The sequence below is a fragment of the Streptomyces sp. NPDC048255 genome, from assembly GCF_040652415.1.
GTDB lineage: Bacteria > Actinomycetota > Actinomycetes > Streptomycetales > Streptomycetaceae > Streptomyces.
Genome location: NZ_JBEZMA010000001.1, coordinates 403876 through 429617, shown reverse-complemented (window position 1 = coordinate 429617; position 25742 = coordinate 403876). Strand labels below are relative to the sequence as shown.

General features: G+C 70.6%; 27 protein-coding genes and 1 pseudogene. 22 read left to right on the top strand and 6 right to left on the bottom strand.

All coding sequences use genetic code 11. The features are described from left to right. Positions 1-282 precede the first annotated feature (282 nt). The 8 genes from AB0D94_RS02065 to AB0D94_RS02030 all read left to right on the top strand — a co-directional run bounded on the left by AB0D94_RS02065 (position 283) and on the right by AB0D94_RS02030 (position 9111). Complete coding sequence (locus AB0D94_RS02065; protein WP_362044295.1) at positions 283-1524, top strand: pitrilysin family protein; 1242 nt, start codon at positions 283-285, stop codon at positions 1522-1524. Continuing rightward, the gene (locus tag AB0D94_RS02060) at positions 1521-2393 is read left to right on the top strand and encodes a hypothetical protein (protein ID WP_362044293.1); all 873 of its coding nucleotides are present in this window, start codon (positions 1521-1523) and stop codon (positions 2391-2393) included. Before AB0D94_RS02065 ends, AB0D94_RS02060 begins: the two co-directional genes overlap by 4 nt. Then, a complete protein-coding gene (locus AB0D94_RS02055; RefSeq protein ID WP_362044291.1) occupies positions 2390-3610 on the top strand; it encodes a hypothetical protein in 1221 nt (406 codons plus the stop codon). Before AB0D94_RS02060 ends, AB0D94_RS02055 begins: the two co-directional genes overlap by 4 nt. An 11-nt stretch (positions 3611-3621) precedes the next feature. Next, positions 3622-4668, top strand: a complete 1047-nt coding sequence (locus AB0D94_RS02050; protein ID WP_362044289.1) for an ABC transporter ATP-binding protein — start codon at positions 3622-3624, stop codon at positions 4666-4668. Continuing rightward, positions 4665-5420, top strand: a complete 756-nt coding sequence (locus AB0D94_RS02045; protein ID WP_362044287.1) for an ABC transporter permease — start codon at positions 4665-4667, stop codon at positions 5418-5420. The genes AB0D94_RS02050 and AB0D94_RS02045 overlap by 4 nt, the downstream gene beginning before the upstream one ends. Next, entirely contained in the window at positions 5413-6282 is an 870-nt protein-coding gene (locus AB0D94_RS02040; RefSeq protein ID WP_362044284.1) for an ABC transporter permease, read from the top strand. The genes AB0D94_RS02045 and AB0D94_RS02040 overlap by 8 nt, the downstream gene beginning before the upstream one ends. Before the next feature lie 116 nt (positions 6283-6398). Beyond that, positions 6399-8381, top strand: coding sequence for a threonine--tRNA ligase (thrS, locus tag AB0D94_RS02035; protein WP_362044282.1), 1983 nt, complete (start codon positions 6399-6401; stop codon positions 8379-8381). A gap of 235 nt (positions 8382-8616) precedes the next feature. After that, positions 8617-9111 (top strand): flavin reductase family protein, encoded by a 495-nt coding sequence (locus AB0D94_RS02030; RefSeq protein WP_362044280.1) that lies wholly within the window; start codon positions 8617-8619, stop codon positions 9109-9111. A 209-nt stretch (positions 9112-9320) separates the two neighbouring features. Here the strand turns inward: AB0D94_RS02030 and AB0D94_RS02025 are convergent, their stop codons facing one another. Beyond that, a complete protein-coding gene (locus tag AB0D94_RS02025; protein WP_362044278.1) occupies positions 9321-9989 on the bottom strand; it encodes an HSP18 transcriptional regulator in 669 nt (222 codons plus the stop codon). A gap of 129 nt (positions 9990-10118) precedes the next feature. Between AB0D94_RS02025 and AB0D94_RS02020 the strand changes: the two genes are divergently transcribed. From AB0D94_RS02020 to AB0D94_RS02005, 4 genes are all read left to right on the top strand, one after another. Next, positions 10119-10553, top strand: coding sequence for an Hsp20/alpha crystallin family protein (locus tag AB0D94_RS02020; protein ID WP_362044276.1), 435 nt, complete (start codon positions 10119-10121; stop codon positions 10551-10553). A 99-nt stretch (positions 10554-10652) separates the two neighbouring features. Beyond that, entirely contained in the window at positions 10653-11048 is a 396-nt protein-coding gene (locus AB0D94_RS02015; RefSeq protein WP_362044274.1) for a DUF2267 domain-containing protein, read from the top strand. 51 nt (positions 11049-11099) lie between these two features. After that, positions 11100-11543 carry a DUF2267 domain-containing protein gene (locus AB0D94_RS02010; protein ID WP_362044272.1) on the top strand — a complete coding sequence of 148 codons (444 nt, stop codon included), beginning with the start codon at positions 11100-11102 and terminating at the stop codon, positions 11541-11543. A 759-nt stretch (positions 11544-12302) separates the two neighbouring features. After that, positions 12303-12644: a MerR family transcriptional regulator gene (locus AB0D94_RS02005; RefSeq protein ID WP_362044270.1), complete on the top strand. Its 342-nt coding sequence runs from the start codon at positions 12303-12305 to the stop codon at positions 12642-12644. Between the two features lie 314 nt (positions 12645-12958). Here the strand turns inward: AB0D94_RS02005 and AB0D94_RS02000 are convergent, their stop codons facing one another. The 3 genes and pseudogenes from AB0D94_RS02000 to AB0D94_RS01990 form a co-directional block, all read right to left on the bottom strand. Beyond that, the gene (locus tag AB0D94_RS02000) at positions 12959-13147 is read right to left on the bottom strand and encodes a DUF6381 family protein (protein ID WP_266609065.1); all 189 of its coding nucleotides are present in this window, start codon (positions 13145-13147) and stop codon (positions 12959-12961) included. Positions 13148-13277: 130 nt separating this feature from the next. Continuing rightward, a pseudogene (locus tag AB0D94_RS01995) lies at positions 13278-13490 on the bottom strand (PRC-barrel domain containing protein); the annotation flags it as partial. 75 nt (positions 13491-13565) lie between these two features. Further along, positions 13566-13970, bottom strand: a complete 405-nt coding sequence (locus tag AB0D94_RS01990) for a hypothetical protein (protein ID WP_362044267.1) — start codon at positions 13968-13970, stop codon at positions 13566-13568. Positions 13971-14141: 171 nt separating this feature from the next. Between AB0D94_RS01990 and sigJ the strand changes: the two genes are divergently transcribed. Continuing rightward, positions 14142-15095 (top strand): RNA polymerase sigma factor SigJ, encoded by a 954-nt coding sequence (gene sigJ / locus AB0D94_RS01985; protein WP_362044265.1) that lies wholly within the window; start codon positions 14142-14144, stop codon positions 15093-15095. A 677-nt stretch (positions 15096-15772) separates the two neighbouring features. After that, positions 15773-17209, top strand: a complete 1437-nt coding sequence (locus tag AB0D94_RS01980) for a hypothetical protein (RefSeq protein WP_362044263.1) — start codon at positions 15773-15775, stop codon at positions 17207-17209. Positions 17210-17404: 195 nt separating this feature from the next. Here AB0D94_RS01980 and dhaK read toward each other — a convergent pair whose 3' ends face one another. Beyond that, the gene (gene dhaK, locus AB0D94_RS01975) at positions 17405-18409 is read right to left on the bottom strand and encodes a dihydroxyacetone kinase subunit DhaK (protein ID WP_362044261.1); all 1005 of its coding nucleotides are present in this window, start codon (positions 18407-18409) and stop codon (positions 17405-17407) included. 305 nt (positions 18410-18714) lie between these two features. Between dhaK and AB0D94_RS01970 the strand changes: the two genes are divergently transcribed. The 3 genes from AB0D94_RS01970 (at position 18715) to AB0D94_RS01960 (ending at position 22917) form a co-directional block, all read left to right on the top strand. After that, entirely contained in the window at positions 18715-19563 is an 849-nt protein-coding gene (locus AB0D94_RS01970) for an MIP/aquaporin family protein (RefSeq protein ID WP_362044259.1), read from the top strand. 84 nt (positions 19564-19647) lie between these two features. Continuing rightward, a complete protein-coding gene (glpK, locus tag AB0D94_RS01965) occupies positions 19648-21165 on the top strand; it encodes a glycerol kinase GlpK (protein ID WP_362044257.1) in 1518 nt (505 codons plus the stop codon). Positions 21166-21204: 39 nt separating this feature from the next. Then, positions 21205-22917, top strand: a complete 1713-nt coding sequence (locus AB0D94_RS01960; RefSeq protein ID WP_362044255.1) for a glycerol-3-phosphate dehydrogenase/oxidase — start codon at positions 21205-21207, stop codon at positions 22915-22917. Positions 22918-22972: 55 nt separating this feature from the next. Here the strand turns inward: AB0D94_RS01960 and AB0D94_RS01955 are convergent, their stop codons facing one another. Next, entirely contained in the window at positions 22973-23476 is a 504-nt protein-coding gene (locus AB0D94_RS01955) for a DUF5994 family protein (RefSeq protein ID WP_362044253.1), read from the bottom strand. Positions 23477-23792: 316 nt separating this feature from the next. Here AB0D94_RS01955 and AB0D94_RS01950 point away from each other — a divergent pair, with 316 nt between their 5' ends. The 5 genes from AB0D94_RS01950 to AB0D94_RS01930 all read left to right on the top strand — a co-directional run bounded on the left by AB0D94_RS01950 (position 23793) and on the right by AB0D94_RS01930 (position 25503). Beyond that, entirely contained in the window at positions 23793-24377 is a 585-nt protein-coding gene (locus AB0D94_RS01950) for a DUF5994 family protein (RefSeq protein WP_362044251.1), read from the top strand. Next, on the top strand, positions 24374-24571 hold the full coding sequence (locus AB0D94_RS01945; RefSeq protein ID WP_362044249.1) for a hypothetical protein: 198 nt from the start codon (positions 24374-24376) through the stop codon (positions 24569-24571). Before AB0D94_RS01950 ends, AB0D94_RS01945 begins: the two co-directional genes overlap by 4 nt. Before the next feature lie 98 nt (positions 24572-24669). Then, positions 24670-24936, top strand: a complete 267-nt coding sequence (locus AB0D94_RS01940; protein WP_362044247.1) for a hypothetical protein — start codon at positions 24670-24672, stop codon at positions 24934-24936. Between the two features lie 50 nt (positions 24937-24986). Further along, positions 24987-25259 (top strand): hypothetical protein, encoded by a 273-nt coding sequence (locus AB0D94_RS01935; RefSeq protein WP_362044245.1) that lies wholly within the window; start codon positions 24987-24989, stop codon positions 25257-25259. A gap of 82 nt (positions 25260-25341) precedes the next feature. After that, positions 25342-25503: a hypothetical protein gene (locus AB0D94_RS01930; RefSeq protein ID WP_362044243.1), complete on the top strand. Its 162-nt coding sequence runs from the start codon at positions 25342-25344 to the stop codon at positions 25501-25503. Positions 25504-25742: the final 239 nt, after the last annotated feature.

Sequence of the window (25742 nt, the reverse complement as noted above, 5' to 3'; positions counted from 1 at the left end):
GGACAAGGCCGGTTCCATCCGTCAGCACAAGGTCGGCATGCGCCCCGCCCTGGACAAGGCCGGTTCCATCCGTCAGCACAAGGTCGGCATGCGCCCGTCCCTCGACAAGGCCGGTTCCATCCGTCAGCACAAGGTCGGCATGCGCCCCAGCCTGGACAAGGCCAACCAGGGCAAGTGACCTGCCCTTCTCCCTGAAGAACGTCCACGGGCCCGGCGCCCCTCGGGGTGCTGGGCCCCACCTCTTCCTCCTTCCCGCCCCACCACCGTGACCCAGGAGGTCCGATGTCAGCCGTCGACCAGCTGACCCTCTCCAACGGCGTCTGCATCCTCACCCGCACCGACCACCGGTTCGCCACCGCCGCCGTGTCCGTGGCGATCGGAGCGGGCTCCCGCCACGACCCAGCCGGCCAGGGCGGCACCCTGCACCTCCTGGAACACATCCTGATGTCCTCCCAGGTGGACCGCGCCGACGGCGCCGAACCCCGGCCGCTGGCCGAGGAGATCGAGCTCGTGGGAGGCAGCGGGAACGCGGTTACCGGCCTGGAGCTGATGCTGCTCCACGCCCAGGTGCTGCCCGAGCTCGCGGCGCAGACCATGGCCGCGCTCGCCTCCGCCGTCGCCCGGCCCCATGTGACCGAGGAACACTTCGAGGCCGAGCGCAAGGCGGTGCTCCAGGAACTCGCCGCAGCCGCCTCCGACCCGTGCGATGTCGTCCAGGACGCCTACATCCGCGAGCTCTTCCCCGGCCACCCGCTCGGCCGCCCGGTCGGCGGGACCGCGGCCGAAGTGCAGGCGGCTTCCATGGAACAGGTCCTCGGCGTCCACCGTGACCTGCTGGCCTCGGCCCCCATCGCCCTGATCGCCGTCGGCCCGCTCACCGCCGAGGACGTACGGGAGGCCGTACGCGGTACCGGAATCGACGAGCTTCCCCGCCGCACCGCCGCCCCCGCCCGCCTCGCCCTGGCCCCCCTCGCCGCCAGCGGCCCGGTCCAGGAGTGGCCCGAGGAGTTCTGCTGGCTGTCGATCGGCGGCCGCTCCCCGGCGGTCGACGATCCGGGCCGCCACGCCTACACCGTGCTCAGCCACGTACTGGGCGGCGGCTCCGCCTCGCTGCTGTACCGCAGGCTGCGCCACGAGAAGGGCCTCGGCTACCACTTCCAGTCCTGGAACCGCAGCTACCGCGACGGCGGCTCATGGCGGGTACTGGTCGGTACCGAACCGGAGAACGGCCCGCTGGTGCTCGACACCGTACGGTCCTGCCTCGCGGAGGTCGCGGCGGAGCCCGACCCCCAGCGGGTCGCCACCGCCTGCCGCCAGGCCGCCTTCGAACTGCTGGAGGAAGCCGACAACCCCCTCGGACAGGCGATCCAGCTGGCCCGCGGCACCTACGCCGGGGACCGCCCCTGGTCGGCGGCCGAGGACGCCGCCGCGCTCCAGGCGGTCACCGCCGACGAGGTCGGGGCCGCCGCCGAACGGCTGCTGCGGGAGCTGTCGGTGGTCGTACGCCCGGAGGCGGACCGATGAGCGCCGCCGCCGTCACCGCGGTCGCCGTCACCACGGCCGCGCCGGACCTGGAGTCCTTCGCCGGCACCGGCCTGCTGTGGGAGGTCGCGGGCCACCCGTGCATAGCGGGCACGAGCACCGACCCCGCCGACGGCCGGGTCGACTGCCTGGTGGAGTACGCACCCGAGCCGCTGCTCACCGACCCGTCCGCGCTGGCGCTGCTGGTGCACGAGGTGATGGCCGGGCAGCCGCGCCCGCGGTGGCGGAATCTCGTGGTCCGCTCGCGCGGCGAGGTGGCCCTGCCCGCGCCGATGGTCCGCGATCTGACCCACCTCGTCCTCGACCGTGCCGCCGGACCCGGCCCGCTGCTTCCGCCGGGCATCTCGATCGCCCCCTCGGTGGGACCCGGCGCGGACGCCCGCGTCGGCGACTGGCTGCGCCGGGCCGTCGCCGACGGCAACAGCCAGCGCGGGCTTCCCGACGGCGGCGCGCTGGTGGACGAGACCGTCGACGCCTACCTCGCCGCCCCCGACCGGGTGTCGCTCATCGCCTCTCTCGACACCCCCGGAGGTCCTCGCCCCATCGCCCACGCGACCCTGCTCACGGGGGCCGTGGACGAGGTGTACGGCACCCCCTTCGTGGACCTCGTCGACATCCTGGTGGACGAGGACCAGGACGTCCCGCTCCTGACCCGGGCCCTGGTCGCGGCGTCCGCCCGGCACGCCGCCGACGTCGGCCTGCCCCTCGTGGGCAACGTCGTACACGGCCTGGACGCCGAAGGCGCCGTCCAGGGAGAGCGCGTGGTCGCCTCACTGATCCGTAAGGGCTGGCAGCTCCTGGACACCTACTGGCGCTGCCCCCTCGACCCCGAAGTCTGGGAGTCCCCATGAACGCGCCCGAGAACGGCCGAGGCAACGACCGAGGCTTCGAGCCCACCCTCGGAGTGCTGTGCGAACTGCTCGGCACCGATGAGGACTGTCCCCCCGACGAGCTCCTCCACCGGGCCCGCACGGCGTCCTACACGCTGTCCCCGCTGCTGCTGTCCGCCGCCGCCCACGAGGGTCGGCGGATGGGCTCCGGTTCCGAGGACGAACTACGGCGCCACCGGTCCCGCCTCGCGGTCTACGCCGAGATCGCCGCGGCGGTGGCGCCCCACGGCGCACGGGTGGTGAAGGGACCGGGCCTGTCGCGGTTCCAGCCCGACTGGGTGGTGCGCACCTCCGGCGACCTGGATCTGCTGGCCGCCGACGAGGTGGCACTGTGGCGTTCCGCCCGGATCGTCGCCGACATCCTGCCGGTCTACGACCTCATGCTGACCGTCACCGGGTGGGGAGCGGGCGGGCACTTCATGGTCGGCCTGTTCGCCCCTTCCGAGGACCCCTGGCTGGACCCCGAACTCAGGGTGGAGATCGCCACCTACGCCTACCCCGGCGACTGCGAGGCCGTGCCGCTGCGCAGCGCGATGCCTGCGCGGGAGAGCGTGGCGCAGCTTCTCGCGGTGGCCGAGGAACGCTTCCAGCGAGGCTTCACGGTGCGGGACGTACTGGACTGCGCCGCGGTACTGGCTTCGTCGGAGGCCCCGAACCCGGCCGAGCTGGCCGAGGCCGCCGCCGAGGCGAACATCTCCCCGGAACTGCTGGAGCTGATCGACTTCGCACGGGGCTTCCCGAGCGTGGCACCCGTCATCGCCGCCGCCTACGGATCGGCGCTGGCCGAGCCGGCGGAAGCCGAGCGGGAGCGCCGCACCGGGCTCTGCCCGGCCGTGGCCGAGGGCTCCGGCCCCGACGGCGAGACCGTGCTCGAACGGGTCCAGCGCAAGCTGGTAGCCGGCGGGTCGGTCGCGGAGCGGCTGCGTACGGCCTTCCCGGTCTTCGGCATGCCGCTGCGGGTCGACGGCCCCTTCTGGCCGCGGGACCGGGCCGCGGTGCACGCATCAGGTGACTTCATCGTACTGACCAGCCCGCTGGGCGCGTTCCTGCTGGTCACGCAGGAGTGGGTCGACCCCGTCCAGTACCGGCGGGCGCAGGAGTTCGCCCGGGAACTCGCCCAGGCCCAGGCCCAGACCGCCACGGCCGCCGAGTCCGCAGCACCACCGAGTGGATCGTGAGGAGCGCAGTCATGTCCCCGTCGTCATCCGTTGCACCACCCCCGTCCCCCCCATCCCCCCTGTCCCTCCTGTCCCCGCTGTCCCCGCTGTCGGACGCCGCCCTCAGCATCGAGGTCTCCGACCTGGTCCGTGCGTACAAGGGCGGCAAGCCCGGCCAGCGCAACGCACTCGACGGGATCTCCTTCACCGTGCGGCGCGGCGAGACCATGGGCCTGCTCGGGCCCAACGGCGCCGGCAAGACCACGCTCGCCCGGGTGCTGTCCACGCTGCTCACCCCCACCTCGGGCACGGCCCGGGTGGCCGGGTTCGACGTGGTCCGGGAGCCCCGGGCGGTACGGGCGTCCATCGGCCTGGTGCTCGGCGGGGAACGGGGCCTGTACGGGCGGCTGACCGCCGAGCAGAACGTCCGCTACTGGGCCGCGATGTGCGGCCTCGGCCGCCGCGAGTGCCGCGAGCGCACCCGCTCCGTGCTCGCGGAGCTGGGGCTCACCGAGCACGCGGACCGCCCGGTGGAGAAGTTCTCCCGGGGCATGCTCCAGCGCGTGCACCTGGCCAGGGCCCTCGTCGCCGAGCCCGAGGTGCTCGTGCTCGACGAGCCCACCAGCGGCATGGACCCCAACGCGGCCTTCGGCTTCCTCGAGCTCGTACGGGAGCTCCAGGCCCAGGGCACCACCATCCTCCTCACCACGCACGACATGCGCGAGGCCCAGGAGTTGTGCCACCGCGTACTCCTCCTCGACCAGGGCCGGATCGTGGCCAGGGGCACCCCGGGAGAACTGCTCGCCGGGCTGGCCGACCAGCGGCTCGTGAGCGTCGCCACGGCGACCGACCGCGCCCTGGACGAGCTCCGGCGCACCTGGGACGGCGACTTCGCCGCAGCCGGCTGCCACCGGACCGAGACCGGCGAACTGCGCTTCACCGTCACCGGTACAGAACAACTGGCCCTGGTCCTGGGCGTGCTGGCCAGGACCGGCTGTGCCGGGGTCTCGATCAGTGCCCCCGGCCTCGGTGACGTCTACCGCGCTGTCATACCCGACCGGGAGTTCAGCGTCCGATGAACGAACACACCCGCACCGCCTGGCTGCTGATCGTCCGCCGCCCGGGCGTCCTGTCCCTGCTGGTCTTCGTCCCGCTCTACTCCCTGGTGTTCTTCACCGTGGTGCGGTCCGGCGGCCGTCCCGAGCTGGCGGCCCCGGTGGCACTGACCACCTTCGTCATGACGATGTGGTCGCACGCCGTCTTCGTCGCCTCCGAGGCGGTCGACCACGACCGCGCCGAAGGGATGCTGGAGGTGCTGCTGGCCGCCCCCGGCTCGTACACCCGCTCGCTGACCCTGCGGATCGCCGCCACCGCGACCCTCTGCCTGCCCGCCGCGGCCGAGATCGTACTGATCGGCGTCTACGGGTACGGCTTCCCCCTGCGGGTGGCCGCACCGGCTTCCTTCCTGGCAGCGCTGCTGCTGACGTTCGCGGGCACCGTGGGCGCGGCAACACTGCTGGCGGGAGTGTTCGCGCTGGTCCGGGGCGCCCGTACCTATCAGAACGCCCTCACCTACCCCTGCTATCTCCTCGCCGGACTGGTGGTCCCCGCCTCGCTGCTGCCGCAGCCGCTGGCGGCCTTGAGCCGGCTCTGGTTCCTGTCGTGGGGCGCCGACCTGATGCGGGACGCGCTCCGCGCGACTCCGGCGGACCTGTACGCCCGGCTGCTGGTCCTGGCGCTCCTGGCAGGCATCCAGTGCCTGCTGGGCGTACTGGTTCTGCGACGTGTCATGACCCGCGCCCGTGAAGGGAGCATCGCTCTCCATGTCTGAGTACCCCATGTCCGAGCACCCACTGACCGAGTACCCCCTCGCCACCTCCGCCCTGCCCTCGGGCCGGCTCGCCGGCCTGGTGGGGGCGGTGGACCGCCGGCTGCACCTGTTCCAGATCGGGGTCCAGGCCGGCTTCCACGACTATCGGCGGATGTTCACCTGGCGGTCCTGGCTGTTCGGCTGGGCGCTGCGGCTCCTGGCCCAGGTCGCCTTCTTCGCGTCGCTGGGCCGGCTGCTCGGCACACCGGACAGCCAGGACTACATCGCGCTCGGCAACGCCGCCCTGCTCGGCCCGCTGGGCGCGCTGGGCGTGGTGTCCTCCAGTGCCGCCGAGCGCCGGGCCGGAACCCTGCCGCTGCTGCTGCTGAGCCGCACGGGGCCGCTGCCGGTGCTGGCCGCGCGGGGCGTGTACTGGGTCTGCGACGCCATGGCGACCGCGATGCTGGCCACCGCACTGCTGCCGCTGATCACCGGGGCGGCGCTGCCGCCGGCCGCGCTGCCCGGGATTCTCGGCCTGGAGGCCCTGGCTACGCTGTCCTGTTACGCCCTAGCGCTGGCTCTGACGCCCGTGAGCATGCGGTTCCCCGAGTCCCGGGGCTATCTGACCTCTGGGCTGCTGATCCTGATGATGCTGTTCAGCGGGGTGAACACCCAGCCCGCCGAAGGCCCGGGCGGGGTGGTCGGCGCCGTCCTGCCGATGACCCACGCCCTGGCCGGCATACGCAAGCTCGCCGCGGGCGGCCCCCTGCCCGGGGCGGACCTGCTGGGTGAGCTCCTGGTGTGCGGCGGCTGGGCCGCTGCCGCCGCCCTGCTGGTCCCGTGGGGGCTGCGCCGTGCCGCGCGAGCGGGAGCGCTCGGATAGGGTCCACCCGCCTCCGCCCCCGCTCTGCGGGACCAACTCCGGCAGGACGGCCCACCCCAGGGGCGACGGGCCTGTCAATATGATCAGAAAGCCCCAAGAACACCGAGGAGCCCTCCTTGACCGACGTGACCATCTCCGTCACCCGTGACAGTCAGCAGTCCGACGAGACAGTTCCCGCGGGCACGACGTTCGCCGAGCTGTACGCCCAGGACCGCACCGTGATTGCCGCGCGGGTCAACGGTGAGCTCCGCGACCTCGGTTCCACCGTCGTCGGCGGCGAGAGCGTCGAGCCGGTGGAAATCTCCTCCGAGGACGGCCTCAACATCCTGCGCCACTCGACCGCGCACGTCATGGCGCAGGCCGTGCAGGAGCTCTTCCCCGAGGCCAAGCTGGGCATCGGCCCGCCGGTCCAGAACGGCTTCTACTACGACTTCGACGTCGCCAGGCCCTTCACCCCCGATGACCTCAAGGCCATCGAGAAGAAGATGCAGGAGATCCAGAAGCGCGGGCAGAAGTTCGCCCGCCGCGTGGTCACCGACGAGGCGGCCCGCGAGGAGCTCGCCGACGAGCCCTACAAGCTGGAGCTCATCGGCATCAAGGGCTCCGCCGCCACCGACGACGGCGCGAACGTCGAGGTGGGCAGCGGCGAGCTGACCATCTACGACAACCTCGACGCGAAGACCGGCGAGCTGTGCTGGAAGGACCTCTGCCGCGGTCCCCACCTGCCCACCACCCGCAACATCCCGGCCTTCAAGCTCATGCGCAACGCGGCCGCCTACTGGCGCGGCAGCGAGAAGAACCCGATGCTCCAGCGCATCTACGGCACCGCGTGGCCCTCGAAGGACGAGCTCAAGGCCCACCTCGACTTCCTCGCCGAGGCCGAGAAGCGCGACCACCGCAAGCTCGGCAACGAGCTCGACCTCTTCTCCTTCCCGGACGAGATCGGCTCCGGTCTCCCGGTGTTCCACCCCAAGGGCGCGGCCGTGCGCCAGGCGCTGGAGGACTACTCCCGCAAGCGCCACCGTGAGGCGGGCTACCAGTTCGTCAACACCCCGCACATCACCAAGGAGAACCTGTTCCGCACCTCGGGGCACCTCCAGTGGTACGCGGAGGGCATGTTCCCGCCCATGGAGCTGGACGAGGGCCAGAACTACTACCTCAAGCCCATGAACTGCCCGTTCCACAACCTGATCTACAAGTCCCGCGGGCGTTCCTACCGTGAACTGCCGCTGCGGCTCTTCGAGTTCGGCACGGTGTACCGGTACGAGAAGTCGGGCGTGGTGCACGGCCTGACCCGGGTGCGCGGCCTGACGATGGACGACGCGCACATCTACTGCACCCGGGAGCAGCTCGGCGGGGAACTGCGCAACCTGCTGCGCTTCGTCCTCGACCTGCTCGCGGACTACGGTCTGACCGACTTCTACCTGGAGCTGTCCACCAAGGACCCGGCCAGCCCCAAGTACGTCGGCTCGGACGAGGACTGGGCCGAGGCCACCGAAGCGCTCAGGGAGGCCGCGGGCAGCGAGAACCTGGACCTGGTCCTCGACGAGGGCGGCGCGGCCTTCTACGGCCCGAAGATCTCCGTGCAGGCCAGGGACGCCATCGGCCGGTCGTGGCAGATGTCCACGATCCAGGTCGACTTCCAGCTGCCGCAGCGGTTCGACCTGGAATACCAGTCCGCGGAGGGGACCAGGGAGCGGCCCATCATGGTCCACCGCGCCCTGTTCGGCTCCATCGAGCGGTTCTTCGGTGTGCTCACCGAGCACTACGCGGGCGCCTTCCCCGCCTGGATGGCCCCGGTCCAGGTCGTGGGGATCCCGATCACCGACGAGCAGGTCCCCTACCTCCAGGAGATCGCCGACCGGCTGCGCGAGCACGAGATCAGGGTCGAGATCAACGCGGGCCCGGACCGCATGCAGAAGAAGATCCGCACTGCCCAGCAGCAGAAGATCCCCTACATGCTGCTGGCCGGCCAGGAGGACGTGGCCAAGGGCGCGGTCTCCTTCCGCTACCGCAGCGGCGAGCAGAAGAACTTCGTCCCGGTGGACGAGGCGGTCGAGGAGATCCTCAAGGCCGTGCGCGAACGCACCAGGGACTGACTGGCGAGCGCGGCACCGTAGGAACACACACGCCGGGTGGGAACGAGACTCTCGTTCCCACCCGGCGTGCTTTCCGGCGTGCTTTCGCCCCGCCCCTCATGTTGCTGCCAAGCAGGTTCATGCGCCCCTCAGCCCCTAGGCGATCCACCGGCCCCGGGCCAAGCTGGTGGACAGTCGTCCTCACGACCACCGTCCACACCACAGGGCGCCCGAGCCAGCCCGCCAAGGAGACCGCATGACCGCTGCCGTCGACGAATCCGCACTTCGTGATGCGGCAGCGACGTTCTGTACCGGAGTCGCGGTGATCACGGCGATGAGCGAGGGGGAGCCCGTCGGGATGTCCGTGCAGTCGTTCGTCTCCCTCTCCATCGACCCGCCGCTCGCCTCCTTCAGCCCGAGCCGCACCTCCAGGAGCTGGCCGCGCATCCGTTCGGCCGGGCGGCTCGCGGTGAACGTGCTGGCCGCCGACCAGAGCGAACTGTCCCGGCGGTTCGCGGTCAGCGGCGGCGACAAGTTCCACAGAGTGGACTGGGAACGGGGCGAGAACGGCGCACCCTTGCTGGCCGGCGCACTCACCTGCTTCGAGGCCGACATCCAGTACGAGGTCCCCGGAGGAGACCACACCATAGCCATCGTCCGCCTCACCCGCGCCCAGCCCCTGCGCACGGCGGAACCCCTCGTGTACTTCCGACGCGGCTACCACCGCATAGCCGCCACGGATCAGGCCTGACCGGCCCCTGACCTGGTCTTACGAAGTCGGGGTGGCGGGATGTGAACCCACCGACCAGGTCACCCCTGCCCATGGCTGCCAGCCGTGGCCGACCGGGGCCGGCGCAACGGATTCACCGCGCCCCCTCGAAAAGCGGCCGGCAGTCGGCGGGTCCTGTCCACGGGGAAGAGGATCAGGGCGCCTGTGATCTCCAGGAGGCGCGATACGGGTCACGTGCTGCGCTGGTCGTGGGTGTGCTGGCGTAGCTGGTCGGTGTGCCGGGTCAGGGCGTCGATACGTTCGGCGATCGCGGCGTCCTCGGGCCGCAGATGGGCCCGGGTGGCGGTCAGGGGGCGGACAAGCCGGGCGGCGTCGTTGTCGGCGAGGGCCAGGTTCAGGTCGCCGATGGCGCCCTCGGCGCTGGCGGGGAGGCCGGTGAGGGCGGTGACCTGCCCGGCGAGTCGGCGCAGGTGGGCTGCATTGTCGCGGGCCCAGGCGGTCACGGTGCGGTCGGCGGCGCGGGTGTCGCGGGTGGCCTGGACGCGTTCCTCGCCGGTGCTTCCGGCGGTGCCGGGGCGCAGCCGGAGGTAGCGGCGTTCGGCTGCCTGACGGCTGGCGACCCCGAGGGGGCCGGCAAGGTCGGCCCAGCTGGCGCCCTGTCCCCGGGCGGTTTCGATCAGGCCGCTCTCCCAGCCGGCGAGCTGCTCACGGACCTCGCGCAGCATCAGCAGCGCGGCCAGAGCCGGATGCGGGCCGGAGCCCGGCGCGGGCCTCGCTTCGGCCATCGGCGTTCTTGCGGAGGGGTACTGCGCGTCCTTGACGGCCTGGTTGATGGTCTCCAGCGCCGCGGCGGCGGCCAGGAAGGGGACTGGTGCGGTCGGCTCGGGGGCCTCGTTCATGACACTCTCCGTCGCTCTGTCATCCTCCAGATGACTTGTTGCTTGTCATCGTTTCAATGACATGTTACAACGGAAACACGTTGAAGCGCATTGGCAGTTCCTGCCTGAACCAACTGGAGGTGTTTCGCGATGTTGATGCGCACCGACCCGTTCCGCGAGATGGACCGGATCGTCCAGCAGCTGTCGGGTGCGTCTGGCACGTGGTCGAAGCCGTCCGTGATGCCGATGGACGCCTACCGCCAGGGCGACGTGTACGTGATCGCCTTCGACCTCCCCGGGGTGAGCACCGAGGCGATCGACATCGACGTCGAGCGGAACATGCTGACGGTGAAGGCCGAGCGCCGGCCCGCGGAGAAGTCCGACGGCGTGCAGATGGAGCTCTCCGAGCGGCCCCTGGGCGTCTTCTCCCGGCAGATCATGCTGGCTGACACCCTCGACACCGAGCACATCGAAGCCGACTACGACGCGGGTGTCCTGACCCTGCGGATCCCGATCGCCGAGCGCGCCAAGCCGCGGAAGATCAGCATCGGCGGCGAATCCGGCCGCAAGCAGATCTCCGGCTGAACAGCACGGCACCAGCGGCGGAGGACGGGGAACCGACCCCCCTCCGGCACCCCGTCCTCCGCACCCCTCGCCCCTTCACCCCTCTCCGGAGGTGACGTGATGACGATGCGCCGGGAGGCATTCCTGGACCACGTCCAGGAACGCGGCGAGTACCAGACCCGGGAGGAAGCCGAACGGGCGGCCCGCGTCGTCCTGGCCCTGCTGGGCGCACACCTGGTCGGCACCGTCCGGGCCGAGCTCGCCGCCCGGCTCCCCGAGGCGTACGCCCTGATTCTCCTGAACCCCCTGCAGGCCGCCGAACCGCTCTCACCTGAACGCTTCGTCCGCGCGACCGCGGCCTGGATCGAAGGCGCCACCGAGAAGACGGCCCTGTGGGACATCGGCGCGGTCCTCTCCACCGTGGCCGCCGCGGCGGGGGACGTCCTCATGCGCGAGGTCCTGCTCCAGCTCCCGCCCGGCTACGACCTCCTCTTCGGCCACCCCCAGCCCACCTGACCGCGGCCGGCCGGAAACCGAACCCTCGAAGAGAAAGGCAACCGCAGCACCATGTACGACCAGCCTCGAGCGAACCCGTCCCGTGCGGCCATGACGTTCGACCAGATGCTGGAACGCGTGCGCTACGAAGGCGCCTACCCCACCCGCGAACGCGCCGAGGAAGCCGTCCGCACTGTCCTCGCCGCCCTCGGCCGACAGATCACCGGAGACGAACGCGTCGACCTCGCACAATGCCTCCCCGTCGAGGCCGCTCTCGCCCTGACCGCCCAGATCCCCGACACCGAACAACTCACCGGCTGGGGCTTCGTCAAGGAAATGGCCGCCCGCGCCGGCACCACCCCGGCCATCGCCCGCTGGGACACCGGAGCCGTACTCGCCGTCGTCACACGCCTCGCCGGCCCCGACCTCATCGCCCGCATCCTCCACCAGCTCCCCGGCGGCTACGCGCTCCTCTTCGGCCAGGCAGAACTCCGGCAGCCACAGCCCGCCGCCTGATCCCGCCCCACCCGGTTCCAGGACTTCCGCAACCTGACCGCAGGGCGGGCACGGCTGCCGGCACACCCCGTACAGGAGTGAGGGCCCGACCGGCGCATCCCGGTCGGGCCCCCACCTCTGGCGGCGGGTACATGCGCGCGGATGCAGAGACGCGTTCGACCCCGATTACCTCCTCGTCGAACACACAAAAATCTATTGCGGCCGCAGTAGACATTCACTTGCGGTCTGGTTATGGTTTCTCTCGTAGCCGAGATCGAGCAAGGCCCGGAGAGACGAACTGCCGGGCATCAGTAGACGCAGTTCGCAGGGCGGTGCGGTGGTGGAGCTCCGAAGCCAGGGTTGTTGCAGGACGGCGACGGAACTGACGACCGGACCGGGCGGCCCGCAGTGATCAGGGGCGGCCATGAGCAGTACCGCAGTTGACGCAGTGGCAGTTCAGTAAGTGCAGTTCGCATCACCAGCAGTACGCAGTCCCCCGTTTGGCAAGTGATCGATTCAGAGGGAAGAACGGAGGAGTTGACCGCCATCAGGATCGCCCGGGCCGAAAGACTGAGCCCGGGTACCGCAGGACATCGATAGTGAGGTGGTCTCCGGTCAAGCAACCGCGATCCCCGCGCCCCCGGCCGAGTACAGGTCAGGTCCGCGGAAACAGAAGGCCGACGCAGTACTAGGGTCGGTAGATGGTGTAGCAGTTCCTTCGGGGCCCTGGTGCCGTACGGCACCAGGGCCCCTCCACGCGTTCCACAGAGAGAGGTGCAAATGACAGCACACGACTCGTTCGACGATCGTCTCGACGACGACGACTACCCCGCCTACACCATGGGCCGGGCCGCAGCCATGCTCGGCACCACCCAGAGCTTCCTCCGCGCCATCGGAGAAGCCCGCCTCATCACCCCGCTCCGCTCAGAGGGCGGACACCGCCGCTACTCCCGCTACCAGCTGCGCATCGCCGCCCGCGCGCGGGAGCTCGTCGACCAGGGCACCCCCATCGAGGCCGCCTGCCGCATCGTCATCCTCGAAGACCAGCTCGCGGAAGCCCAGCGCATCAACGCCGAATACCGCCGCACCACCGAAACACCCAATCCACCAGCCGCAGTGTGACGACTGCGCCTGCGAGGCACGGATGCCGTGGGCCGGGGCCTTTCATAGCGGGAGCAACCGAGGCCGTGTGCCGTACCCCGGCCGCTCGGACCCGGCCGAACGGCACGCGCAGCCGATCTCAGAGCCGGTGGGCGAGGGAGGCATGAAGCCTCCCCACCCGAACCTCTGAGCAGAGCAGCGCTCGCCCACACACGCAGGGCCCGGCCGGCCCGCTGACCCGCCTGCCACCACCCGTGCCGCACAACACCGGCCGGTGTCTCCCTCACGCAGAGAGGCGCGCGGGCAGCCACCGGCCGGTACATGTCGCAGGGCCGTCACATGGGGTCGACGTCCCCGAGGCCCCGCTCGCTCTCCTTCTTGCTCTGCTCCGAGAGCCGCAAGGCCTTGTCCTTCAGCCGCTGGCGCTCCGCCGGGTCGGTGGCACGCTCCGCGGCCTGTTCGAGCTTCGCCGCCTGGTCACGCATCTGCTGCGCGCGACTGCCGGGCTCGCCTGCAACGCTCATGATCACTCCTGGGATCTGGGGGAGAGCGGATGCCACCAGCGAAACAGCGCCTGCACCTCCACGCACCCCGAACGGTCACCCACCGCTATCCCCGCAGCACAGGCCAGGTACAGAAGGTCACCCGGCCTGCTCAGCGGATGTGGCGGCGTCCGGAGCGACGCCCGTGCGTGAGGCCGTAGTGCTGGAAGACGGCTTCCTCTTCCTCGGCCGGCAGGACGTCGTCCGTGCCGAGCGAAGGACTCTTCTTCACCAGCGCCTTGCCGTAGTCGACCTTGACGTACCCCGGCCCGACGATCGCGCCGTCCAGCGGAACGAAGACCAGCCGGTGCCGGGTGGGCAGCCCCACCAGCACCACCACTTGGCCCCTGCCGGTCCTGCTCGGCGGCCTTGTGCCGAGCAGGACCGCATCGGGCGGCGGCTACGGCCGGGTGCCGGTGCGCTTCGACAAGTGGGTGGACAGCACCTGGGCCAGCGCCAGCACGCTCAGGCCGAACATCAGGATGCCCAGGGGGACATGGAGCGACGGCACGTGCGCGATGCCCAGCGCCACCTGCACCGAGGCGAGTACGAGGAAGCCGGACGCGTACAGGATCGGGCGGGGCGAGCCGCCGCCCGGCCGCCACGCCAGGATCGCGGCGAGCACGTACAGCATCGAAGCGCCGTACATCACCTTCGATCCGGCGTCGTGCAGTACCGCGCCGAGGGACGAGGACAGCAGCATCCCGGCGGTGACCGCCTGGAAGAAGAGGGCCAACGTCTGCAGGGCTATCGCGACCTGCGGGAACGTGACTCTGCCCGGTACTGCCGTCGTCTGTGTGGCCATGACGCGGTCCCCTCTTCTGCCTCGCGGCGGTGGATCAGTAGTGTCTCGGTGGTCCGACGACGCAGCTCCTCGAAATGTGAGGCGAAGCGCCGGCCTCACACTCCGGTGCGGTGTTTCGTCGAAGTGGCGAGAGCGGAATCGGACGAGAAGAACCAGGGAGCGGTCGCAACCATGAGCACCCCATCCGAGCCAGGGCACGAACGGTCCGAGCCGGGCCTGAGCGCTGTCGTCGACGAGCGGCGCCAGCTGATCAATCTCGCCTACCGGCTGCTCGGTTCGCTGTCCGAGGCCGAGGACGCCGTGCAGGAGACCTACACCCGCTGGTACGCGATGTCGCGCCAACGGCAGGAGGCCATCGAGTCTCCCGGTGCCTGGCTGACGACGGTGGCCAGCCGCATCTGCCTGGACATGCTCGGCTCGGCGCGGGCCCGGCGCGAGCGCTACGTCGGCGCATGGATACCCGAGCCGCTGCCCGACCGTACGGAGTGGTTCAGCGGACCGGCGAACGACGGCAGGACCGAGCCGGCCGACCCCGCCGACCGGGTCACCCTGGACGAGTCGGTGAACATGGCCTTCCTCGTCGTGCTGGAGTCGATGACGCCTGCCGAACGCGTGGCGTTCATCCTGCACGACGTCTTCCGGTACCCCTTCGCCGAGGTCGCCGAGATCGTCGGCCGGACGCCCGCCGCCTGCCGGCAGCTGGCGTCCTCGGCCCGTCGGCGTATCGGCGCCGCGCAGGCTCCGGCGGCTGCGACGGCCGGGCAGGCCGGTCTGGTGCGGGATTTCAAGGAGGCGTGGGAGGCCAAGGACATCAAGGCCCTCGTCGACCTCCTCGACCCCGGCGCCACGATGACCGCCGACGGCGGCGGCATGGTCGGCACCGTCCTGCGCCCGGTCGAGGGCAGCGAGCGCATCGCCCAGTACCTGATCCACATCGCCGACAAAGCCCCTGGGCTGACGCTCCTGGAGCGGACGGTCAACGGCCGGCCCGGCCTGGTCGCCCAGCACACCGGCGTCACCGTCACCGTGGCGGCGTTCAGCCTCACCGGCGGCCGCATCACTAGCATCTGGGCGGTCCGCAACCCGGAGAAACTCCGATCGTGGACCGAGAACGGACAGAGCTGACCCTCGCCACGCCGGATTCGGCCCCGGTGCCGGTGACGACGCAGCCGCGCTTATGGCGCGGGTTCGATTCCCGTCATCTGCTCTTGAGAGAAGGCCCAGGTCAGCGACCTGGGCCTTCTTCATCGTCTAGATCTGCTCAGGAGTCCCGCACCGCTTGCGCACCGTTCCATCACCCAGCCAACGCTGCTAGAACAACGCACCCCTGACGGGTGATCACATGTGTTGCACGATCCACTTGTTGGCTACCGCGGGGACGCCCTAAACTCCGACACGGCGGTCCTCCCGCCCTCATCTTTCATCGTTTCTGCGACACATCCCGCATCGCACATCCTTGCGAAACCTCTTGTCATCTCCTCCACCTTCATCAGCCATCACGCATCACTCAGCACGTCATCCATAAGCGCACATCGTTCATCCGCACTCCAAATAGCAGAATTCTTCTAAAAATTGGAGTACGCAGTGAACAGTAAGTGGATCGCTATCTGCATCCTCATTCTGATGGTTTCCATTTCCTTCGCCCTCTCCGTCGAGTTCGGACTGGCGATTGTCTGCGCCGTGGTCACCGAGGTCTGCGTGAAGCACCTCATGTCGAACAACATCGACCAGTAGCGCTACGGGGTCGCTGTCCTGCAGCGACCCCGTCACCTTCAAGCCCAGTCACTCCCCGGGGGGCCGCATTGGATGTCCTGATCGTCGACACGACACGTGCCATCAACGGAACGGCGTCCGCCATCACGAACTCGGTTGTCGCAAGGTTTCCAAATCCTGCACGGCTGATCCTCGTGACACGAGCCGATCAAGCAAGGGAATTCGAGCCGCCTCCCACCGGGGCGGACATCCGGGCCCTGCCCGGTCTTCCGGGTGATCTGGAAGCAGCCAGCGCCGTGGCAGAACTGATCACGAAATACTCCGCGGAATTCCCCGAGGCCGCCTTCACCGTCTTCTCGTTCCATCACCGGGTACTCGGGAGGGACGGAGACCTCGCTCTGCTCGACCAGCAGATCACCACACACAGTCTTCGAGACCACGTGCCCCATCGAGTCGGGCAGCCGGGCTCCTCCTGGCCCGAACAGCTGATGCCGATCGGCGACGCACTGAACGCACTGGAAGAAGCCCTGCGGCGGGCCCAGAGGCACCCGGGGCCGCGAAGCTCCGTCCTCAAGACCGATCTCCGCACCCACTTGACTGTGGTGGAACCACGCTTCGACCCCAGATATCCGCTCGCGCGCACGCCGCGGCTCATCTCGATGCTGCTGCAGGAGGCGCAGGAGCGCGGAATGATCCTGCAGTTCGGGCGCGAGCCGCAGATCAGCGTTGCACTCCGAGAGAGCACAGAGCCCTCCGCTGCCATCCAGGCGACGCCGGTGCCGCAGCCACAATCGGCGCGGGTTTCAGCGCCCACGGCCACGCCTGCCGCAGCGGTCCCGGCCACGGCAGTCGCCGCCGCCGGCGTCCCCGCGCAGGCGCGCGCCCCCCAGCCGATCCCCGACCCCGCAACCGCCACACGCTCCTGGCACTTCGCGAACGTCCTGCGGCAGCGGAGGCTCGGCCCGTACCCCGAGGTGCGGCACGACCTCTATGACCAGATCATCACGATCGCCCGAGAGAACCAGGGCTCCTCGTCCGAGCTCACCGTGCGAGCGCTGGCCCGCCAGGCGGTCACCGCCACCCGGTCCGCGGCACCCGACCACTTCCCCCGGCGGAAGGGCGAGAGTCTGCCCAAGGACATGTACGACTGGCGCGGCCTGGAGAACTTCGCCGTACAGGTCCTCAGCCGGACGGAACTCGCTCTGGGTGAGGACGGAGATCCGCTGCCCCGGGACGCGTCGATCTGGTCGACCCGGCAAGCGCCCGTGCGGCAACCGCTCCCGGACGACGTCGACATCATGTTCGATGCCGAACTGGTCTACGAGATCGTCCGCGACTGCCTGGACGTGACACCCGATGACATCGTCCACCTCGCCGGCGCGATGCTCGGGGGCCGCAGCGTCCAGAACGCCGACCACGTGGAGCGCGTACTGGACCACCTGCTCCGACACGGCCGGATCAAGGGTGAGCCGGGGACCGAGCGGCTGCTCCCGACTGAGAGTGCGTCCGGACATGACCGCACCTGAAGACCCCGGCACCTGCCTCTCGTAGGCGCAAGGCCTTTCGCGGACGTTCGCACAGGTCACAGGCCATCGGGGCGCCCAAGTGCCGTTGATTCCCAGGCTTATGGCGCGGGTTCGACTCCCGTCATCCGCTCTTCGAAGAAGGCCCAGGTCAGCGACCTGGGCCTTTTGTCTTCCTGTGCCAGACCGACCGGGGGGTCAGCGGCCCCAGCGCAGGGCCGGCGTCTGCACCGGCGCGTCCCACAGCCGCAGCATTTCCTCGTCGGCCCGGCACAGCGTCACCGAGCACCCCGCCATGTCCAACGAGGTGACGTAGTTCCCCACGAGGGTCCGAGCCACCGGGACGCCCCGAGCCGCCAGCACCCGGGCCACCTCCGCGTGGAAGCCGTACAGCTCCAGCAGTGGCGTCGCGCCCATCCCGTTCACCAGGGCCAGTACCGGCCCGTCGACTGGGGCCTCGTTCGCCATGTCGTCCAGCACGGAACCCACCGCGACTTCCGCGATCTCCCCCGCCGGCATCATCGGGCGCCGCTCCCGGCCCGGCTCCCCGTGGATCCCGATGCCCAGCTCCAGCTCGCCGTCCGGCAGATCGAAGGTGGGACTGCCTTTGGCGGGGGTGGTGCAGGCGCTCAGCGCCACGCCGAAGCTGCCCGAGGCCTCGTTGACCCGCCGGGCGACCGCGGCGACCTGCTCCAGCGGCGCACCCTCCTCCGCCGCCGCCCCGGCGATCTTCTCGACGAAGAGCGTGGCGCCCGTGCCGCGGCGCCCGGCGGTGTAGAGGCTGTCGGTCACGGCGACGTCGTCGTCGACCAGTACCCGCTCGACCCGGATGCCGTCCTCCTCGGCGAGCTCGGCGGCCATGTCGAAGTTCAGTACGTCCCCGGTGTAATTCTTGACGACGAACAGCACCCCCTGGCCGGAGTCCACGGCCTTGGCCGCCCGCACCATCTGGTCGGGCACGGGGGAAGTGAACACCTCGCCCGGACAGGCGGCGGACAGCATTCCGTGTCCGACGAAGCCGGCGTGCAAGGGCTCGTGTCCGGAGCCGCCACCGGAGACGAGACCGACCCGCCCGCCCTGCCGCGCGTCCCGCCGTACGACGACCCGGGCCTCGGCGTCCACGTCCAGTTCCGGGTGGGCCGCGGCCAGCCCTCGCAGGGCGTCCGCGACCACGGTCTGCGGACTGTTGATCAACATCCTCATCGTGTGCCTCCCGGTCGGAGCCGGCGGTTGAGCGGCCCGGCGCCGGCACGGAGCACCGAACGCCGCGCGCCGGGCAGGCGCGTCAGCGAGGGCACGCCATACGAACAGTGTGCTGCCATGCCGCGGACATCCGCGAGAACTCGGGCGCCCGCCTCGGAGGGGGACCGAGGAATCCGAAGCGGGCACCGGCCTCCCCGGGACCGAATCGCCCTCGCCTTTCCGGTACGGGTGACCCGTCTTACGCTGAACCGGGGGGCTCGGGGCAGTCGAATGCCGGTCTTCGGACCGGCGGGAAGCGGGCACCCATGAAGGAGCGCCTCAAAGCGCGGGGACTGGTCGGCGAGCTGTCAGCCGAATTCGCCGGCACCATGATCCTCATTCTCTTCGGCTGTGGTGTCGTGGCCCAGGTGGTCGCAGGCGGAGCCCTGACGGACCCCGCAGGCGGCCTCGGGAACCACGACAGCATCGCCTGGGCCTGGGGTCTCGGCGTGACCCTGGGCGTCTACGTCGCGGCAAGGCTGAGCGGCGCCCACATCAATCCCGCGGTGACCGTCGCCCTGGCCGCTTTCAAGGGCTTCCCGTGGAGCAAGGTGGCCCCCTACGCGCTGGCCCAGACCGCCGGAGCCTTCACTGCCGCCCTGATCGTCCGCTGGAACTACACCGAGGCGCTGGCCAAGGCCGACCCCGGCCACACCATCAAGACGCAGGGCGTCTTCTCCACGCTCCCGGCCAACGGAAACCCGAACCTGCCGGTGACCGAGTGGGGCGCACTGCGCGACCAGATCATCGGCACCGCGATCCTGCTCCTGCTGGTCCTCGCGGTCACGGACCTGCTCAACACGCCTCCCGGTGCCAACCTCGCCCCGTTCATCGTCGGCCTGATCGTCGTGGCGATCGGCATGGCCTGGGGCACCAACGCCGGGTACGCCATCAACCCCGCCCGTGACTTCGGCCCCCGGCTGGCCAGCTTCTTCACCGGATACGGCGGGGCATGGAGGGATCAGTACGGGCACTTCTACTTCTGGGTGCCGATCGTCGGCCCGCTGATCGGCGGTCTGCTGGGAGCCGGTCTCTACAAGTTCTTCATCGGCAGGTTCCTGCCGTCCGCCGAGCCGGAGCCCCCCGGACGCGTCCCGACACCGGACGAGAGCTGACCTGATCCGGGGCGGGCGGACACCGCACGTCCCGCATCCCGTACGACAGCCCCCACACGGCATCCCAAGAGGAGGCGGCACCCCATGGCTGACTTCGTCGGCGCAGTGGACCAGGGGACCACGAGCACCCGTTTCATGATCTTCGACCACGCAGGCAACGAGGTGGCACGGCACCAGCTGGAGCACTCCCAGATCCTCCCGCGCTCGGGGTGGGTCGAACACGACCCGGTGGAGATCTGGGAACGCACCAACTCGGTGATCCAGAACGCCCTCCGGCACGGAAACCTCGATGCCTCCGACCTGGCGGCCGTCGGCATCACCAACCAGCGCGAGACGACCGTCGTCTGGGACCCCCGCACCGGCCGCCCGTACTACAACGCCATCGTCTGGCAGGACACCCGTACCGACTCCATCGCCGCCGCACTGGAGCGCGGCGGCCAGGGCGACGTCATCCGCCGTAAAGCGGGGCTGCCGCCGGCCACGTACTTCTCCGGCGGCAAGATCCAATGGATCCTGGAGAACGTCGACGGCGTGCGGGAGGCCGCCGAGCAGGGCCACGCCCTCTTCGGCAACACCGACTGCTGGGTGCTGTGGAACCTCACCGGCGGACCCGACGGCGGCGTCCACGCCACCGACGTCACCAACGCCAGCCGCACCATGCTCATGGACCTGGAGACCCTCGACTGGGACGACGAACTGCTCGGCTTCTTCGGCGTACCCCGGGCCATGCTGCCCACCATCAACCCCTCCTCCCACGCGGAGGCGTACGGACGGACCCGCACCTCCCGGCCGCTGCGCGAGGCCATTCCCATCACCGGTGTCCTCGGCGACCAGCAGGCGGCCACCGTCGGGCAGGTCTGCTACGCGCCCGGCGAGGCGAAGAACACGTACGGAACCGGCAACTTCCTGCTGCTCAACACCGGGACGGAACTGGTCCGCTCGCAGCACGGCCTCCTGACCACCGTGGCGTACCAGTTCGGCGACGACCCCGCGATCTACGCACTCGAAGGATCCATCGCGGTCACCGGATCCGCCGTGCAATGGCTGCGCGACCAGCTGAAGATCATCGGCAACGCCGCCGAGAGCGAGCGCCTGGCAAGCACCGTCGAGGACAGCGGCGGCATCTACTTCGTGCCCGCCTTCTCCGGCCTGTTCGCCCCGTACTGGCGCTCCGACGCCCGCGGCGCGATCGTCGGTCTGGCCCGCTACCACGACAACGGACACCTGGCACGGGCCACCCTGGAGGCCATCTGCTACCAGACCCGCGACGTGGTGGAAGCCATGGAGCAGGACTCCGGCGTCCACCTCGACGTGCTCAAGGTCGACGGCGGAGTCACGGCCAACGACCTCTGCATGCAGACCCAGGCCGATGTCCTGGGCGTACCGGTGAGCCGTCCCGTGGTCGCCGAGACGACCGCGCTCGGCGCCGCCTACGCGGCGGGGCTCGCCACCGGCTTCTGGCGGGACACGGACGAACTGCGCACCCACTGGCAGGAGTCCAAGCGCTGGAACCCCGAGTGGTCGGAGGAACGGCGCACGGAAGGGTACGAGGGCTGGAAGCGGGCGGTGGAGCGCACGCTCGACTGGGCCAAGGTCGAATAGCTTCCTGCCGCGCGCGCCCGCAGCACCGAGGAGGAGACCATGGTCGATCCGGTGGCCCTCTCACCCGAAGCCCGCGCACAGGCTCTCGCCGACATGGGACAGGGCGAACTCGACGTCCTCGTCGTCGGGGGCGGCGTCGTCGGCAGCGGCGCCGCCCTGGACGCTGCCACCCGGGGCCTGAGCGTCGGACTCGTCGAGGCCCGCGACTGGGCATCGGGTACGTCCAGCCGCTCCAGCAAACTCATCCACGGCGGCCTGCGCTACCTGGAGATGCTCGACTTCCGCCTGGTCGCCGAAGCACTCAGGGAACGGGGCCTCCTGCTCCGGTTCCTCGCCCCCCACCTGGTACGTCCGGTGCCCTTCCTCTACCCCCTGCAACACCGCGTCACGGAGCGCCCGTACGTCGGCAGCGGCGTGCTGCTGTACGACGCGATGGCCCGGGCCTCCGGCACCTCCGGAGGCCTGCCCCACCACCGCCACCTGAGCAAGCACCGGGCCCTGCGCGAGGCGCCTGCCCTGCGCTCCGACGCCCTGGTGGGCGCAATCCAGTACTGGGACGCCCAGGTCGACGACGCCCGGCACACCCTGTTCCTCGCCCGTACGGCCGCCTCGTACGGGGCACTGGCCGCCAACCGCACCCGCGTCAGCCGCTTCCTGCGACAGGGCGAGCGGGTGGTCGGCGCCGTCGTCACGGACCTGGAGAGCGGCAACGAGACGGAGGTGCGGGCCAAGCAGGTCATCAACGCGACCGGGGTGTGGACGGACGACACCCAGGCCATGGCCGGCACCCGCGGCCAGTTCCACGTCCGCGCCTCCAAGGGCGTCCACCTGCTCGTCCCCCGTGACCGCATCAACTCCCGCACCGGTCTGATCCTGCGCACGGAGAAGAGCGTGCTGTTCGTCATCCCCTGGGGCCGGCACTGGATCATCGGGACCACCGACACCGACTGGACACTCGACAAGGCCCACCCCGCCCTCAGCTCCAAGGACGTCACCTACCTGCTGGAACACGTCAACAGCGTCCTGGCCACCCCCCTAGTCGCCGAGGACGTGGAGGGCGTCTACGCCGGCCTGCGGCCCCTGCTGTCCGGCGAGGCGGCGGAGACCAGCAAGCTCTCCCGGGAGCACCTCGTCGCCCATCCTGTGCCCGGCCTCGTCGTGGTGGCGGGCGGCAAGTACACCACGTACCGGGTGATGGCCAAGGACGCGGTCGACGAGGCCGCCCGCGCCCTGGACGAGAAGGTCCCCGACTGCGTCACGCACCGCGTTCCGCTGCTGGGCGCCGACGGCTACCCGGCGCTGTGGAACTCGCGACACCGGCTTGCCGAGCGCTCCGGGCTCCATGTCGCCCGTATCGAACACCTCCTGAACCGCTACGGCTCCCTGGCGCCCGAACTGCTCGCCCTGGTGGCGGCCGACCCCACGCTCGGCGAGGCACTGCCGAGCTCCGACGACTACCTGAGGGTCGAGGCCGTGTACGCGGTGACCCACGAGGGAGCCCGCCACCTGGAGGACGTCCTCGCCCGGCGCACCCGGATCTCCATCGAGTCCTGGGACCGCGGGGTGGACGCGGCGCCGACCGTGACCCAGCTGATAGCGCCCCACCTGGGATGGGACCGGGCGCACCGGGACCGCGAGGTCGACCACTACCTCAAGCGCGTGGCCGCCGAGCGGGAGGCCCAGCAGCAGCCGGACGACCGGACCGCCGACGCGGTGCGGCTCGGCGCCCCCGACATCATTCCGGTGAACTGACCGGGGGGCGTCGCCGCGGCTGTCGAGCGGTACCTCGGCCGCTGAGGATCCGGGGTCAGGCTTCCGGGCCGGCGGCGGCGCCGTCTGCCGGTCCGGGTGTGGTGGCGAGGAGGATCTGAGCGGCCTGGGTGATGTTGTCGGCGCGGACGGCGCGGGCCATCGCTTCGCGGGCGGCATCGGCGGTGGTGCCCGGGGGAACCACCAGCAGCGTGAAGTGGTCGTTGTGGCCGCGCGTGATGAGGACGGTTCCGTCGCCGACCGGGTCGGAGTCGAGGTGCACGACCTGGTCGTCGATGACCAGACGGGTCGGGATGTCCCGCTGCCAGGCGGAGGCGTCCAGGCCGACCCGCGTGATGGCCCCGAGGTGCGCGGTCAATGCCGTGATCAGGGCGGGCAGCTCGGTCGTGGCGTTCCTGGAGCGCGGCCACCACGCGCCGTCGAGGAGCCCTTGGCACGACCGTGTGGTCTCCAGCCGGAGCAGGGCGGTGCCGGGCTTGACCGCTTGGTGGATCGCGTCCGGGAGGAGGTTCCGTGGGGACGGGGTGTCGGATACGGCCATGGTGGTTCGCCTGTCTCGCGGTGCGACGGCACCCCGTCCGACGGCCGGCAGCGGCGTCGGGAAGGCTGATGATCGGAGGTGCCTCCGTCGTTTCACGGTACTCCGCCCGCCCCCGCGGTGAGGCGAGGGAGCCCGACGACGCCGGTCTCGCCTCAGGCGCCGGAAAATACCTGGTCAGAAGCGGCTTCCTGGAGCGCGAAGCGGAGTACGGTGAAGAGACCGGGAGTATTTCGCACACCCGCTCCCATGCGGACGTCGTTTCCGGCGATCACTGCACCGGCCCGTTCGCGAAACGGACCGGGGACGGGTCCGCGTCATGAACACGACCCTCGATCGCGCCGCGCAGCCGGCTGTCGCCCTGCGCCCGGCACGCCTGTCCCTCACGCCGAAGACCGCTCTGGCAGGCCAGCTGGACGGCGCCTGGTGGCCCTCCTCCCGTGACCTCGCAGCCGAGCTCCCGGCTCTTGCCGCCGCTCTGGACGAGCCGTGGGGGCGCATCACCCGCGTCAGCGTGAACCCGGCCCGCTGGCCCGTCATCCCGCACAGGGTTTCCGTTGACGGGCGCACCGTGCACGTGGGCTGGTTCGACCAACAGGATCCCGACAAGCTGATCCTGCTCTCCTACACCGTCGGCCGCTGGGACCTGCTGGTGATCCCGCCCGAGACCGAGCCCGCGGCCGCGGCCCGGCTGATGGCCGCTGCCGCGATCCCGGGCAGCGTCCTGGCCGCCGACGTCCTGATGGCCAACGAAACCGTCATCGGGCGCGGCATCCGCGACGCCGAGCGCCAGGAAGCCGGCTGGGAGGGTGAAGGCGGGGCCTGCCTGTCCCCCTTCGGGAACCCGATCCCCGGGAACCCGGACCGGCGCGCTCTCCCGCTGCCCGGGAAGGGCTGGAGGTGAGCAGCGTGGAGACCCTCGTCCTCATCGCGGTGATCATCCTCGCGACCGGCATCGGAATGCGCCTGATCCACCTGCTCAACGCGCAGCACGACGCCCGGATCGCGGCCTACCACTTCAGCGAGCCCCTGCCGAGACCTCCCGGTCAACCGGACGACACCAGTCGTCGAGCCCACCGCCCGGATGCCGCCCGGTGAGGAACAGGCTTCCTCCTGACCGGGATCAGCGGGTGGGCGCGCCGCGCGCCCACCCGCCGCATTCCCTGCCATTCCCACCCCGAAAGGAACACGCCAGCGTGAAGCACATCGAGTCCCAGACAATGCCGTCGCCCGGACACGCCGAGGTCCGGATCATCGCGCACACACCCGAAGCCGCCCGAGCGGTCGCGGAGGCGCTCCGCCACAGCTTCGCAAGCGCGGAGCAGCGCAGCTACCCCGCCCTTGACGGCAAGACCCGCCTCCACCTCACCGTGGACACGGCAAAACCCGCCGGCCCTGCCCGCTCCTGGCTGGCCGCCAGCAGAACCCCCGTCGGCACCGGCGCCCACTCCGACGAGATCTGAGGGCCGGGCCCGGGCCCGAAAGCCCGCCCCGCGCATGAGAGGACGCGGTCATGGCCACACTGCGCGAACGCAGGACCTACCGCGAACAGGTGCTCCGGGTCCTGTACGAAGCCGTCGAAGGCAACCGCCTCCTCGGCACCACCGGAGCACAGCTACGGCGCGAACTCCAGGTGCCGGAACAGGATCTGGCCGCCGCCTGCACCTACCTGGCGGGCGAAGGGCTGATCACCGTCGACTGGGAACCGGGCAACACCCCCGCGATGGTCACCCTCACCCACGCGGGGATCCGGCACATGGAGGCCGAGGAGGAACAGCACGGCTGAACAGCTCATCGGCTTCAGCCACGGGCTGGGGCGCAGTAACCACCGCAGTCCGCAGACGAGTTGGCCCAAGGGGGCTTTCGGCTTGGTCCCGGCCGTGGCCGCCGCGCGGTCGGTGGCCGAGCAACTGGGCATCCCCTTCGTGCCCGTGGCCTACTTCCCGGCCTACCTGCCGTCGCCGCACCACCCGCCGCTGGCGTGGCCGGGCCCCGGGCGGCCGTCGAGGCGCGTCCCCGCCCTCACGTGACGGGTTCGGGTGCCGGGACGGGGCCGGGCAGCGGTCCCGGATGCGGGTGCGGGTCGGGGCGCGGTGCGGGGGGAGGCCGGGGATCGGGTTCGGGCTGCGGCGGGGCCGGGGGCACGGGGTCGGGCCCGCCGGGAACCGGTACGGGGCCTGGCACCGGACCCGGCTGCGGACCGGGGCCGGGGCCGGGCGCCGGTGTGGGACCGGGGGGAACGGGATCGTTGGGAGGGGTTCCCATGGGC

Excerpts from the sequence above, each read along its gene's own strand:
- AB0D94_RS02000 (WP_266609065.1), bottom strand. The coding sequence starts at position 13,147 with ATGAGCGTTGCAGGCGAGCCCGGCAGTCGCGCGCAGCAGATGCGTGAC.
- AB0D94_RS01935 (WP_362044245.1), top strand. The coding sequence starts at position 24,987 with ATGGCCACACTGCGCGAACGCAGGACCTACCGCGAACAGGTGCTCCGG.
- AB0D94_RS02055 (WP_362044291.1), top strand. The coding sequence starts at position 2,390 with ATGAACGCGCCCGAGAACGGCCGAGGCAACGACCGAGGCTTCGAGCCC.
- dhaK (WP_362044261.1), bottom strand. The coding sequence starts at position 18,409 with ATGAGGATGTTGATCAACAGTCCGCAGACCGTGGTCGCGGACGCCCTG.
- AB0D94_RS02005 (WP_362044270.1), top strand. The coding sequence starts at position 12,303 with ATGACAGCACACGACTCGTTCGACGATCGTCTCGACGACGACGACTAC.
- AB0D94_RS02020 (WP_362044276.1), top strand. The coding sequence starts at position 10,119 with ATGTTGATGCGCACCGACCCGTTCCGCGAGATGGACCGGATCGTCCAG.
- AB0D94_RS02010 (WP_362044272.1), top strand. The coding sequence starts at position 11,100 with ATGTACGACCAGCCTCGAGCGAACCCGTCCCGTGCGGCCATGACGTTC.
- AB0D94_RS01960 (WP_362044255.1), top strand. The coding sequence starts at position 21,205 with ATGGTCGATCCGGTGGCCCTCTCACCCGAAGCCCGCGCACAGGCTCTC.
- AB0D94_RS02060 (WP_362044293.1), top strand. The coding sequence starts at position 1,521 with ATGAGCGCCGCCGCCGTCACCGCGGTCGCCGTCACCACGGCCGCGCCG.
- AB0D94_RS01955 (WP_362044253.1), bottom strand. The coding sequence starts at position 23,476 with ATGGCCGTATCCGACACCCCGTCCCCACGGAACCTCCTCCCGGACGCG.
- AB0D94_RS02030 (WP_362044280.1), top strand. The coding sequence starts at position 8,617 with ATGACCGCTGCCGTCGACGAATCCGCACTTCGTGATGCGGCAGCGACG.
- AB0D94_RS02025 (WP_362044278.1), bottom strand. The coding sequence starts at position 9,989 with ATGAACGAGGCCCCCGAGCCGACCGCACCAGTCCCCTTCCTGGCCGCC.
- AB0D94_RS01990 (WP_362044267.1), bottom strand. The coding sequence starts at position 13,970 with ATGGCCACACAGACGACGGCAGTACCGGGCAGAGTCACGTTCCCGCAG.
- AB0D94_RS02050 (WP_362044289.1), top strand. The coding sequence starts at position 3,622 with ATGTCCCCGTCGTCATCCGTTGCACCACCCCCGTCCCCCCCATCCCCC.
- AB0D94_RS01950 (WP_362044251.1), top strand. The coding sequence starts at position 23,793 with ATGAACACGACCCTCGATCGCGCCGCGCAGCCGGCTGTCGCCCTGCGC.
- AB0D94_RS02065 (WP_362044295.1), top strand. The coding sequence starts at position 283 with ATGTCAGCCGTCGACCAGCTGACCCTCTCCAACGGCGTCTGCATCCTC.
- AB0D94_RS02045 (WP_362044287.1), top strand. The coding sequence starts at position 4,665 with ATGAACGAACACACCCGCACCGCCTGGCTGCTGATCGTCCGCCGCCCG.
- AB0D94_RS02015 (WP_362044274.1), top strand. The coding sequence starts at position 10,653 with ATGACGATGCGCCGGGAGGCATTCCTGGACCACGTCCAGGAACGCGGC.
- glpK (WP_362044257.1), top strand. The coding sequence starts at position 19,648 with ATGGCTGACTTCGTCGGCGCAGTGGACCAGGGGACCACGAGCACCCGT.
- sigJ (WP_362044265.1), top strand. The coding sequence starts at position 14,142 with ATGAGCACCCCATCCGAGCCAGGGCACGAACGGTCCGAGCCGGGCCTG.
- AB0D94_RS02040 (WP_362044284.1), top strand. The coding sequence starts at position 5,413 with ATGTCTGAGTACCCCATGTCCGAGCACCCACTGACCGAGTACCCCCTC.
- AB0D94_RS01970 (WP_362044259.1), top strand. The coding sequence starts at position 18,715 with ATGAAGGAGCGCCTCAAAGCGCGGGGACTGGTCGGCGAGCTGTCAGCC.